Genomic DNA, 12,367 nt, shown 5'->3' on the forward strand with positions numbered 1-12,367 from the left:
CACCGGAACGCGGTCCGCCCTTTGCCGGTGAGCGGTGTCGCCTTGATCGACCGATGGATACGATTCCGAGAGGCGTATCCGTGCTCAAGGGCGAGGGAAACGAGGAGAAGCCGTGGGCCGTCGGCTGGTACCGCTCACGCTGGACAATCTTCCGGACCTTCCCAAGCGGTGCCGCTCCTGCGTCTTCTGGGAGCTCGACCCGGTGAGCGGGGAAGCGGCGGTCAAAGCCGGCCGCGCGGAGCTGGAGAAGGAAGCCTGGATCTCCGCCGTCCTGCTGGAGTGGGGCTCCTGCGGCCGGGTGGCCTACGTCGACGAGGTACCGGTCGGCTATGTGCTCTACGCTCCCCCGGCCTATGTGCCCCGGTCCACGGCCTTCCCGACGAGCCCGGTGGCGGCGGACTCGGTTCAGCTGATGACGGCGTGGATCATGCCCGGCTATCAGGGCCAGGGTCTGGGGCGGGTGATCGTGCAGACGGTCGCCAAGGACGTGATGCGTCGGGGCTTCAAGGCGATCGAGGCATTCGGGGACGCCCGCTGGAAAGAGCCGGCCTGTGTGCTGCCCGCCGACCATCTCCTCGCCGTGGGCTTCAAGACCGTCCGTTCCCACCACGCTTTCCCCCGGCTGCGTCTGGAGCTGAGGACGACGCTCTCCTGGAAGGAGGACGTCGAGATGGCCCTGGACCGACTGCTCGGCGCCGTCCAGAAGGAACCGGTCCTGCGGCCTCTGTGACGGGGCAGGGAGAAGAGCCCGGGAAACGAAAAGGCCCGCCCCCTCGGGGGCGGGCCTTCGCTGTACCGCGTGTCGCTGTTTCACGTGAAACAGCGAAAGATCATCAGGCCTTGGTGGGCTCGACGAAGCCCTCCAGGTCGCGCAGGATCGCGGCCTTCGGCTTGGCGCCGACGATGGTCTTCACGACCTCGCCACCCTGGTAGACGTTCAGCGTCGGGATGGACATGACGCCGTACTTGGCAGCCGTGGCCGGGTTCTCGTCGATGTTCAGCTTCACGACCTCGATCTCGCCGTGCTCGGCGGCGATGGCCTCCAGCGACGGGGCGATCTGGCGGCACGGTCCGCACCAGGCGGCCCAGAAGTCCACCAGGACGGGCTTGTCGCTCTTGAGGACGTCCTCTTCGAAGGAAGCGTCGGTCACAGTCTTGAGGGCCACAGCGGCCTCCTTGATCTCGCGGGGTGTGGAGTGGGGAGCGGGGTGGATCAGACGGCGGGGGTCTCGGCCAGCTTCTCGCTGTCGGCGAGAGCCGAGAGGAAACGCTCGGCGTCGAGAGCGGCGGAGCAGCCGGTGCCGGCGGCGGTGATGGCCTGACGGTACGTGTGGTCGACGACGTCGCCGGCGCCGAAGACACCCGTGAGGTTGGTGCGGGTCGAGGGGGCGTCGACCTTCAGGTAGCCCTCCTCGTCGAGCTCCAGCTGGCCCTTGAAGAGCTCGGTGCGCGGGTCGTGACCGACGGCGATGAAGAGGCCGGTGACGGGCAGCTGGCGGGTCTCACCGGTCTTGGTGTCGCGCAGGGTCACACCGCTGAGCTTCTGCTCGCCGTGGATCTCGGTGACTTCGCTGTCCCAGGCGAAGGAGATCTTCGGGTCGGCGAAGGCGCGCTCCTGCATGGCCTTCGAGGCACGCAGGGTGTCGCGGCGGTGGACGATGGTGACGGACTTGGCGAAGCGCGAGAGGAAGGTCGCCTCCTCGATCGCGGTGTCGCCGCCGCCGACGACGGCGATGTCCTGGTCCTTGAAGAAGAACCCGTCGCAGGTCGCGCACCAGGAGACACCGCGGCCGGAGAGCGTGTCCTCGTTGGGGAGGCCGAGCTTGCGGTGCTGGGAGCCGGTGGTGACGATGACGGCCTTGGCGCGGTGGACGATGCCGGCGGTGTCGGTGACGGTCTTGATCTCACCGGTGAGGTCCACGGCGACGATGTCGTCGGGAACCAGCTCGGCGCCGAAGCGCTCGGCCTGGGCGCGCATGTTGTCCATGAGGTCGGGCCCCATGATGCCGTCACGGAAGCCGGGGAAGTTCTCGACCTCGGTCGTGTTCATCAGGGCGCCACCGGCGGTGACGGCACCCTCGAAGACCAGAGGGTTCAGCGACGCTCGGGCCGTGTAGAGCGCCGCGGTGTATCCCGCGGGCCCGGAGCCGATGATGATCACGTTACGGACGTCGCTCACGGGTTTCTTCCTCGTCTCTGCAGACTGCCACTGCCTACGGGGGCGGTTGTCTCGGTCGCTCTCACCCCACCCAACGGATCCTAAGGGGCGAGCATTCCCGAGACCGCCGCGCGGCTCCGTAGGCGTGCGAGGAGAGGCAGCGGGCAGGCGTCAGGAGCGGGGGTAGGTCTCCTGGAGCAGGACGTCGGCGACGGCTTTTCCGCCGTCCGCGGTCCGGTCGGCACAGGAGGCGTCGAGCACGTACGCCTGGACCTTGGAACGGTCGGAGGGGTCCGGCAGCACCACCAGATAGGCGGGCCTTCCCTGGTAGTCGCCCCGCTCCTGTCCGAGCACCGCGTCGGTGCGACCGGTGCCGGCCAGGACGCAGTCGGGGACGGCACCGTCCCTGTTGCGCTGGGGAGCGGAAGGAGTGCTTTCGGCGGACATCGATTCGGGGCCGACCCCCTGGGGAGTCTTGGCGGCTCCCTGGTCGCCCACGAGCGCGTGGACGCGGTCTTCGACAGGAGCCCCGGAGAAGGCGCTGACCGCGCTTCCGGCGACGGTGTCAGCCTTCTTGGTGTCGGCCGAGCTGTCGCCTGCGGTCAGGTTCCCTGTCTGGCTCAGATAGAGGCTCGTGCCGAGGACCATGGCGCCGAAGGCGGCACCGAGGGTGGAGAGCAGGGCGATCCTGCGGCGACGGGGCCTGCCTGCCGGCCGTCCGGGACCGGTCGCGGCGCGCGGGCCGCCGGCGGGGCGGTCCTGGGCCTTGGAGGAGGTGCGGACCGACGGCTCGGCATCGGTGGAGCGTCGCGATGTTTCACGTGAAACAGGCGCGTCGCTCTCGGGTGAGGTCGAGTTGAGGAGGGCTTCCGCGGCGAGTGCCGCGTCGATCCGGCCTGCGATCTCGGCGGGCATACGCGGCGGACCGGGAAGGGTGCCCAGAAGGCCGCGGATCTCCTCCAGGGAGGACAGGACATCCGCGCAGAGGGGGCAGCCGTCCACATGCCGGCGCACGGCGGAGGACCGTGTGGGCGAAAGCAGCCCCTCGGTCAGATCGGAGATCTCCGAGACGTCCGGGTGCTGTGTGGTGTCGGCCCTGCCGGCCGTGGAAGTCACGTGCGCCCACCTCCGCCCTTCACAGCAGCTGGATCAGTCGGTCCGGTGTCCGTCGGCCCCGGCACCGGTGGGACGGATGTCCCCGGCGTCCGGTTCCTTCCCCCTTCGGCGGCCTCGTTACCCACGGTGTCGGCGCGCAGATGAGTGACCATCGGCAGCAGGCGGGACCGACCACGGGCGCAGCGGCTCTTCACGGTGCCGGTGGGGACGCCGAGGATACGGGCGGCTTCCGCGACGGGGTAACCCTGCATGTCGACGAGGACGAGTGCGGCCCTCTGGTCGGCCGGGATGTTCGCGAGCGCGGCCAGCACCTGCCGGTGGAGGTCCTGGCGCTCGACGGGGGCCTCGGCGGACTCGTGGGTGCCGAGGAGCTGCTCGAAGCGGTCGTCGTCGTCGACGGGCGACGTGCGGCGGGAGGCGGCCTTGCGGGCCCGGTCGAGACAGGCGTTCACCGTGATGCGGTGCAGCCAGGTCGTGACGGCCGACTGGCCGCGGAAGGTGTGGGCGGCCCGGAAGGCGGAGATCAAGGCGTCCTGGACGGCGTCAGCGGCTTCCTCGCGGTCCCCCAGGGTCCGGAGGGCCACGGCCCACAGCCGGTCGCGGTGGCGGCGCACGAGCTCACCGAAGGCGTCCGGGTCCCCGGCGACGTGGCGGGCGAGGAGGTCCTCGTCCGTCGCCGTCCGGGGGTCGTCAGCCGCAGGCGCCACGGGTCCCCTCCTCGTTCGGCAGCCGTGCAGGCATTCAATCCGGTCCGTGCCCGGAAGTAAATGAGCGCCGAGCTGGGCTCGGCGCTCATGGAAGGTGTCGCTCCGCGGCTACGGGGCGGTTCCCTCGAAGGAGACGTTGGTGATCGCCTGCTTGTAGCCCGCTCCGAAGTACTCGTCGCCGGTCGAGTACGGCACGGAGGTCAGCCAGAGGAGCACGTACCGGGTCTTCACCGGCGTCTTGGCCTCGGGCTTGGCCGACGAGGCCGAGGTCTCGGCCGTGGCGATCTTCTTCATGGACTCCGGACCCCCGGAGGGGGAGAGCGAGTCCGCCGCGTAGAGGCTGACCACCGTCTGCGGACCGCCGTAGCGGAACGCTATGGACGCGGAGGAGACGTTCTGCTCGCTCCCCAGGTCGTAGACGATGCCGACGCCCTGCTTGTACGGGGCCAGGACGGGTCCGGCCCTGAAGGTCTTGGTGCGCCAGTACGTGGAGCTGTCGCTGTCGTACGTGTCGCCCACTCCGGGAGGGTTCTGCGGATTGCCGTCCGGGGCGTACTCCTCCGCCGAACTGATGGTGAGCGGCTTCGGGGGCTCGGGCTTCTCGTCGTCGACCGTGGGGGTCGGGACCGGGTTCTTGTTGGAGTTGTCCTGGTCCAGGAGCCGGTCCGCGATCTGCCAGCTGCCGAGTCCCAGGGCGGCGATCAGCAGGGCCGAGACGGCCCACTTCAGCGCCCGTCCGGTGCGGCTCTGGAGCGGGGGCGGCGGGATGACCACCGGTTGGGTCGCGGCGGGACGCGGCTGGGGCCGTCCGTACGTGCCCTGCTGGTAGGTCGTGCGCTGGTACTCCGGAGGGGCGGTGTACTCCGGCTCCGGCGGCTTGACGCGGGGCATCGCGGCGACGGCCTTGGCCAGCTCGTCCGGGGTCGTGCACGGCGGTTCCTGCCGCGAGGCGGTGGCGCCGTCGTTGGCGAGGGCGCGCATGGCGATCTCGGAGAGGCCGCGGTGCACGCCGGCGCGGACCTGGTCGGGCGGGAGGAGGCCGACGTCCTTGGGAAGCCCGGAGAGCCCGTGGGCGTCGCTGTCGTACGGCCAGCGCTGGGTCAGCGCGGCGTACAGCAGGGCGCCGATGGCCTCGGTGTCGCTGCGCTGGGGGCGCTCGGCGGTGATGCCGCGCAGGGCGGCGTTCACGGCCAGGCCGCGGATCCGGTACTGGCCGGTGGAGCTGCGCAGCACCGCGCTCGGGGTGAGCCGGAGGTGGGCGAGGCCCTCGCGGTGGGCGGCGGCCATCGCCTGGGAGACCTGGCTGACGAGCTGGTAGGCGTCGTGCGGCTCCAGAGGACCGGACGCGAGCAGCGCCGTCAGTTCGGTGGAGTCGGGCAGCCACTCGTGCACCACGTACACGAGGTCGTTCTCCTCGACGGCGTCCAGGACCTGGACGAACCGGGGGTCGCCGAGCAGGGCCGAGGAGCGGGCCGCGGCCAGGACCGAACGGGCCCGGGGGTGGTCGGCGGGCAGCAGGTGGACCCCGACGGCACGCCGCAGTTTCTCGTCGACGGCACGCCAACTGCTGAAGCCGTCCAAACGGGTGACGCACTCCTCCAGCCGGTAGCGCCTCGCCAGCTTGTGCCCGCTGTGCAGTTCGGGCGCAGCGAGGGAGGGCTGTTCGCCGTTCTTCCGTTCGACCGCCTTGTTCTCCGTGGCCTCGGCGGACTGCTCCGCCGTCTTCTGCTCTTCCGCCACCCCGTCGGTCGCGGCCGTGTCCGCCTTGGCGGTCAGCGGGTCGTCACCGCTGTTGTCGGCCACGTCGACGGCAGCCGTGCTACGTTCCGCCACCGTCGTTCCTGCCTCCCCATCCGTTGCGCCACATCCAACAGCCATGCCAATTGTGCCCACAGTCCGCCCCTATGCACGACACGCGGTTCCCGCCGATGGTTGTGCGGGACCGTCGAATCAGCGACCGAGGCGTCCGCGGACCATACCCACCAGAGTGTTCAACTCCGTAATGCGCATGCGCTTCGCGGCGACGAAGAAGACTCCGAGGAGCACCGCACCGCCGATGACGAGGGCGACGAGGGAGCCGAGCGCACCCTCGCCCAGAAGCTTCAACAGGCCGAAGCCGACGGCGCCGGAGACGATCGCGGCGGGCACGGAGGCCATGCAGAGGCGTGCGTAGGTGCGCAGGACGTGGGTGCCGTCCAGGTCGCCGCCGAGGCGGTTGCGCAGGCGGCGCCAGGCGATGCCGACGCCCACGGCGTAAGCGAGCCCGTAGGAGGCGGCCATGCCCACCACGGCCCACTGGGCGGGCAGGACGACGTAGCAGAGGGCCGAGGCTGCCGCGTTGACGGCGGCGACGATGACCGTGTTGTAGAAGGGCGTCCGGGTGTCCTCGTAGGCGTAGAAGCCGCGGAGCACGACGTACTGGACGGAGTAGGGGATCAGTCCGAGGCCGAAGGCCATCAGGATGAAGCCCATGCCCTGGGCCGCCTCGACGCCGCTGGAGGCGTAGAGCAGGGTGCACATCGGGACACCGAGCGCCAGGAAGGCGAAGGAGACCGGGACGATCGCGACGGCCGAGTTGCGCAGGCCCTGGGAGATGTCGTCCCGGACGGCACCGGGGTCGTTGTCGTGCGCGGCCCGGGAGATGCGGGGCAGCAGCGCCGCCATGACGGAGACGGTGATGATGGCCTGCGGCATGCCCCAGATGAGCTGGGCGTTGGAGTAGGCGAGGAAGCCTGCGCCGTTCTTCCCGGACGCCTCACCGGCCGCGGTGGCCAGCTGGGTGACGACCAGGACGCCCGCCTGGTTGGCGAGGACGAAGAGGACGGTCCACTTGGCCAGCTTCACCGTCTTGCCGAGCCCGTGGCCCTTCCAGTCGAAGCGGGGCCGGAAGCGGAAGCCCGTCTCGCGCAGGTACGGGATCATCGCCAGCGCCTGGACCACGAGGCCGAGGAGGGTACCGATGCCGAGCAGGCGGATGCCCTCGTCCGGGATGGTCTGCACGCCCATCTGGGACTCGGCGGAGGTGCCGTAGACCCAGATGAACAGGCCGAAGGTGACGATCATGACGATGTTGTTGAGGACCGGGGTCCACATCATCGCGCCGAACTTGCCCCGGGCGTTGAGGATCTGACCCATCACCACGTGCACGCCCATGAAGAAGATCGTGGGCAGGCAGTAGCGGGCGAAGGTCACGGCCACGCTGTTGGCCGCGGCGTCGTCGGCGATGGTGTTCGACATCAGCCGGATGAGCAGCGGTGCCGCGAAGACGGCGACGGCCACGATCAGGCCGAGTGCCACCATCACCAGGGTGAGCAGGCGGTTGGCGTAGGCCTCGCCGCCGTCCTCGTCGTTCTTCATCGAGCGGACGAGCTGGGGGACGAAGACCGAGTTGAGGCCGCCGCCGACGGTGAGGATGTAGATCATCGTCGGCAGGGTGTAGGCGATGGTGAAGGTGTCACCGAGCAGGGCCGCGCCGAGCGCGCCGGTGATCACCAGGCTGCGGACGAATCCGGTGAGCCGGGAGACCAGCGTGCCGGCCGCCATGACGGCGCTCGACTTCAGCAGCCCCGAGGCGCGGCCGGACTTCTTGGGTGCCGGCGCGGGCAGGGGGTCGGGTTCCGGGGCGGGCGGCGGCACCTGGCCGGGCGTCTGCTGGTCCCGGTAGAGGTGGGCGAAGGCGTCCGGCTCGGGCGTCTCCTCGCCGGCCCGGGTCACCAGGTCGTCCACCCCGGTGAACTGGACCGTACGGGCGTCGTCGCCGTACGGCAGGTGCCGGGACGGGCCCTCGGGCTCGGGTGCGGGCGTCTGGGCCCACACCCGGGGGTCGGGCGCGTGCTGGGGCGCCACCGGCTGCTGGTACAGCGCCTGGGGATCCTGGTAGGTGCCGGGCGGCGGCGGGGGGTGCGCGGCGCGGTCGTAGAGCGCCTCGCCCACCGGGTCCTGCGCGGACAGGTCCTGTGCCCGGTACGGGTCGTGCGCGAAGGCGTCCTGGACGTAGGGGTCCTGGGCGTACGGGTTCTGCCCGTAGGGGTCGTGCCCCTGCGGGTGCTGCGCGTAGCCGGCGGGCGCCTGCGGGTGCTGCGTGTAGGGGGCGTGGCCCTGGGGGCCCTGGGGACCCTGGGGCGCGGGCGGCGGCACCGGAGGGTGGCCGGAGCCGGTGGGTGCCGCGGGCGTCCCACCGGACGGCGCGGTGTCGCCCGCGCCCTGGCCGCGGTCACCGTCGTACGGCGCGTTCATGGTTACCCCACCTCATCGTCCCCGGCCGACCGGCCACGACATCGCTCAACGGTCCACTTTCTCACCCGGGCCCGACGGGTCGCCGCTTTCGGAGGCGGTGTCCGCTGTCGGGTCACTCGGCTGCTCGGGTTCACCCTCGGAGGGCTCCGCCTCCGCGGGTGCGTCCGCAGCCTCGTCCGTCGCCGTGTCCGTCGTCACGTCCGCTTCCGCGGTTTCGGCGTTCCGTGCGGCCACGCGCTTGCGCTGGCTGTACATCCGGACGCCGGCGAGGACCAGGAGCAGGACGCCTCCCGCGATCACGAGCATGACCGTCGGGGTGATCTCGGAGACCTTCACCGTGAACGTCATCGGCTGCCCGTAGGGGGTGCCGTCCTCGGTGTAGAGCTGGGCGATCATCGGCACCTGGCCGTTGACGTTGGCGGAGGCGGTGAACTTCACCGACTGGCTGTGCCCGCCGTTGATCTTCACGGGGAGTTCGGCGAACCCTTCGCCGTTGACCGTCAGCCGGTTCTTGTTGGTGGACGTCAGGCGCAGCACCAGATGGTTCACACCCTGGAGCAGCTTGTTCTGGACGGTCACGGGGATCGTCGCGCTGCGGCCGGAGAGCGTGAGGTCGGACTTGTCGACCAGCTGGACGCCCTTGGTGAGCGTCTGGAGGTAGTCCAGGACATCGGTCCGGTAGATCGCGGCCGCGCGTGCCTCGCCGCGCCAGGAGACCGACATCTCGCGGTCGATCGCGTTGCCGAACGGCGTCACGACGCGCTCGGGCAGCTCCAGGATGACCTTGAAGTCGTCCAGCTCGTCGCGGGTGGTCTTCATGTCGCGGAAAGCCTGGACCGGCAGCTCACGGGCGCGCAGCTTCTTCGGGTACCGGGAGGCGCTGGGCACGCGGGTGGACGCCTCGGGGTCGGGCTTGGCCGCCGCGGCGGCCACGAGGTCGACCGGGTCGCTCCAGCGTCGGCCGGAGAGGCCCTGGAGGGCCGTGGCCATGGCCTGTGTCTGGGAGACGCTCGGCATGCGCTGCGGGGCGACCACGACGCTGCGCTGGTCCCCCGGCTGCTCCAGGGTGATCGCGAGCGACTGGGAGAGGAATTCCTGGACGGCGAGCGTCGAGCTCTCCGAGCGGACCATGTCCCCGTCGAAGGTGGTGGAGAGGACGGCGTCGCTCACCACGGCGGTGGTGCTGCCCTCGCCCAGCGGGCGGGCCGCGGTGGGCGTGTAGGAGAGGTCGTCGCGGACGCTGTCGCTGCGGGCGATCACCTTGTCGGCGCCGGCCGAGGTGGCGACCGCCACGATGGACGGGTCGACGGCTCCGTCGACCGGCCAGGCGAAGTCGGTGGCCGGCCGCACGTGGAGCACGGTCTCGACGGTGACGCCCGCGAGGTCGGTCGCCGACTGGAGGTGTCCCAGCGAGCCGGGGACGTCCTTGCCGTGATGGGCGAGGGAGGCGAGGTCGGGGTCGGCGAAGGGCAGGGCGACGACCTTGCGCCCCTGGATGGCCCGCTCCAGGGCGTTCAGCCACTGCTCGGCGACGGCCTTGTTCTTCCCGGCGACGTGCAGGGTGCCGTCCTTGACCCGGTAGCCGTTCGCCATGGCGTCGACGGTCGCCAGCAGGTCGGGGTCGACGACCCAGGTGACCGGCAGGTCCTTGCCGAGCGTGACGAGCTGGTCCAGGCGCCCGCCCGGACGGAGCTCGTCGGCCAGGGCGTCGTCCTCGAACACCGGGGTCTGCTGGTCGTCCGTGGCGGTCTCGGCCGAGACGTGGGCGGAGGAGATCAGCGGCCACAGGTAGGTGAGCTGGGTCTTCTTCTTCGCGGCCTCGGGCTGGTACGGCAGGAAGGTCCGCTCGATGCCCAGGACCCGGTCGTACCCCTGGTCGGGGGTCTGGCCGGTGAGGGAGACGCCCAGCTGGTAGACGCCGGCGTCGTCGAGACCCAGGTCGGCGACCGGGACGGAGAACGAGAAGTCCGCGCTCAGTCCGGCGGCGAGCCGGGGGATCTTGACGGTGGGGGCGTCCTCGAGCGGCGCGGGGTCGCTGTCGGACCGGTACCCGGTGCGCCCCGACACCTGCTCGATCTCACTGCGGCTCGTCATCCTGGGGCCGACCCGGAGGTTCACGGTGGCGTCGGTGACGGTCTTCTTGCTCTTGTTGGTCACCGTGCCGGTGACCGTGACCGTGTCCCCTTCGACGGGTGCGCTCGGGGTGAGCGTGTCGAGCGACACATCGACGGTCTTGGAGACCGTGGAGTCCTCGGCCGCGACGGCCGGGCTCGTGACGCCGGGTGCCTGGAGCAGGCCGGCGAGGAGCGGCGCCCCGAAGGCCACGGTGATCGTGCGCCGCAGCCATCGTCGGGCAGGTGAGGGACCGGTTCCCTGGATGTCTGCCGCCTCGGCCACGCGTTCGCCCGTCCTCGTCGTTGTCTGAGATGCCAGTGGTGTCGATGGTTCCCGGTTGCTGTGTCCAGGCATGGTAACGAGGCACGCTGGGAGCAAGTGCCGGGGACTGCTCCAGGCGATCTTCACCCGGGGAAAAACGGGGACGTCGTGGCGATCCCGGGCACGTACCCTTTTCTGTTGTGCCGAACGCCAACGAAGACACCCCGACTGCACTGAGCCAGGTGCAACGCCGCGCGGTCAGTGAACTGCTGCGTGTGTCCCCTGTCGCCGACGACCTCGCCCGCCGTTTCCAGGATGCCGGGTTCAGCCTCGCGCTGGTCGGTGGCTCGGTACGGGACGCGTTGCTCGGCCGGCTCGGCAACGACCTCGACTTCACCACCGACGCCCGCCCCGAGGACGTGCTGAAGATCGTCCGTCCGTGGGCCGACGCGGTGTGGGAGGTCGGCATCGCCTTCGGGACGGTCGGCTGCCAGAAGGACGCCCGTGTCGGGGACGTGGGCCAGCGGTTCGAGATCGAGGTCACCACCTACCGCTCGGAGGCGTACGACCGCACGTCGCGCAAGCCCGAGGTCTCCTACGGCGACTCCATCGAGGCGGACCTGGTCCGGCGGGACTTCACCGTCAACGCCATGGCCGTCGCGCTGCCCGAGAAGACCTTCATCGACCCGCACGGCGGCCTGGAGGACCTCGCCGCCCGGGTGCTGCGCACCCCGGGTACGCCGGAGGAGTCGTTCTCCGACGACCCCCTGCGCATGATGCGGGCCGCCCGCTTCGCCGCCCAGCTGGACTTCGAGGTCGCTCCCGAGGTCGTCACGGCGATGACGGAGATGTCCGGCCGGATCGAGATCGTCTCCGCCGAGCGCGTACGTGACGAGCTCAACAAGCTGCTGCTCTCCTCGCACCCGCGCAAGGGCCTCGGTCTTCTCGTGGACACCGGCCTCGCCGACCACGTGCTGCCCGAGCTGCCGTCGCTGCGTCTGGAGAGCGACGAGCACCACCGGCACAAGGACGTCTACGAGCACTCGCTGACCGTGCTCGACCAGGCGATCGACCTGGAGGAGGACGGCCCGGACCTGGTGCTGCGCCTCGCCGCCCTGCTCCACGACATCGGGAAGCCGCGCACCCGCCGCTTCGAGAAGGACGGCCGCGTCTCCTTCCACCACCACGAGGTGGTGGGAGCGAAGATGACCAAGAAGCGCATGACCGCGCTGAAGTACTCCAACGAGATGATCAAGGACGTCTCGCGGCTGGTGGAGCTGCACCTGCGCTTCCACGGCTACGGGACGGGCGAGTGGACGGACTCGGCCGTGCGCCGCTACGTCCGTGACGCCGGCCCGATGCTCTCGCGTCTGCACAAGCTGACCCGCTCGGACTGCACGACCCGGAACAAGCGCAAGGCGAGCGCGCTCTCCCGTGCCTACGACGGCCTGGAGGACCGCATCGCCCAGCTCCAGGAGCAGGAGGAGCTGGACTCGATCCGTCCCGACCTGGACGGCAACCAGATCCAGGAGATCCTCGGGATCGGCCCCGGGCCCGCCATCGGCCAGGCGTACAAGTTCCTGCTGGAGCTTCGCCTGGAGAACGGCCCCATGGAGCACGACCAGGCCGTCGCCGCGCTCAAGGAGTGGTGGGCGGCGCAGGGCTGAGCAGGACCGCGGGGGGGGGGGGGGGGGGGGGGGGGGGGGGGGGGGGGGGGGGGAGGGGGGGGGGGGGGGGGGTGGTGTGGGGTGCGCGCTGCTCCTTTTCTCTCCCA

At 70.6% G+C, this 12,367-nt stretch carries 9 protein-coding genes; 2 read left to right on the top strand and 7 right to left on the bottom strand.

Annotation, left to right across the window (positions count from 1 at the left end; all coding sequences use genetic code 11):
• Positions 1 to 112: 112 nt before the first annotated feature.
• On the top strand, positions 113 to 730 hold the full coding sequence (locus tag ACZ60W_RS05890; protein WP_469754116.1) for a GNAT family N-acetyltransferase: 618 nt from the start codon (positions 113 to 115) through the stop codon (positions 728 to 730).
• Positions 731 to 833: 103 nt separating this feature from the next.
• On the opposite strand, the gene trxA is transcribed toward ACZ60W_RS05890, so the two are convergent.
• The 7 genes from trxA to ACZ60W_RS05925 all read right to left on the bottom strand — a co-directional run bounded on the left by trxA (position 834) and on the right by ACZ60W_RS05925 (position 10,614).
• Positions 834 to 1,166, bottom strand: a complete 333-nt coding sequence (trxA, locus tag ACZ60W_RS05895; RefSeq protein ID WP_366303027.1) for a thioredoxin — start codon at positions 1,164 to 1,166, stop codon at positions 834 to 836.
• A gap of 47 nt (positions 1,167 to 1,213) precedes the next feature.
• A complete protein-coding gene (trxB, locus tag ACZ60W_RS05900; protein WP_469754117.1) occupies positions 1,214 to 2,179 on the bottom strand; it encodes a thioredoxin-disulfide reductase in 966 nt (321 codons plus the stop codon).
• A gap of 150 nt (positions 2,180 to 2,329) precedes the next feature.
• Positions 2,330 to 3,274 carry an anti-sigma factor gene (locus ACZ60W_RS05905; protein ID WP_469754118.1) on the bottom strand — a complete coding sequence of 315 codons (945 nt, stop codon included), beginning with the start codon at positions 3,272 to 3,274 and terminating at the stop codon, positions 2,330 to 2,332.
• Entirely contained in the window at positions 3,271 to 3,981 is a 711-nt protein-coding gene (gene sigM, locus ACZ60W_RS05910; protein ID WP_469754119.1) for an RNA polymerase sigma factor SigM, read from the bottom strand. The genes ACZ60W_RS05905 and sigM overlap by 4 nt, the downstream gene beginning before the upstream one ends.
• A 108-nt stretch (positions 3,982 to 4,089) precedes the next feature.
• Complete coding sequence (locus tag ACZ60W_RS05915; protein ID WP_469754120.1) at positions 4,090 to 5,814, bottom strand: protein kinase family protein; 1,725 nt, start codon at positions 5,812 to 5,814, stop codon at positions 4,090 to 4,092.
• 117 nt (positions 5,815 to 5,931) lie between these two features.
• Positions 5,932 to 8,217: a murein biosynthesis integral membrane protein MurJ gene (gene murJ / locus ACZ60W_RS05920; protein ID WP_469754121.1), complete on the bottom strand. Its 2,286-nt coding sequence runs from the start codon at positions 8,215 to 8,217 to the stop codon at positions 5,932 to 5,934.
• Between the two features lie 45 nt (positions 8,218 to 8,262).
• On the bottom strand, positions 8,263 to 10,614 hold the full coding sequence (locus ACZ60W_RS05925; protein ID WP_469754122.1) for a DUF6049 family protein: 2,352 nt from the start codon (positions 10,612 to 10,614) through the stop codon (positions 8,263 to 8,265).
• A gap of 179 nt (positions 10,615 to 10,793) precedes the next feature.
• Here ACZ60W_RS05925 and ACZ60W_RS05930 point away from each other — a divergent pair, with 179 nt between their 5' ends.
• A complete protein-coding gene (locus ACZ60W_RS05930) occupies positions 10,794 to 12,260 on the top strand; it encodes a CCA tRNA nucleotidyltransferase (protein WP_469754123.1) in 1,467 nt (488 codons plus the stop codon).
• Positions 12,261 to 12,367 lie beyond the last annotated feature (107 nt).

The organism is Streptomyces sp. NPDC104202, assembly GCF_055584185.1.

Coding starts and splice junctions, on each gene's coding strand:
- murJ (WP_469754121.1), bottom strand. CDS start 8,217: ATGAACGCGCCGTACGACGGTGACCGCGGCCAGGGCGCGGGCGACACC.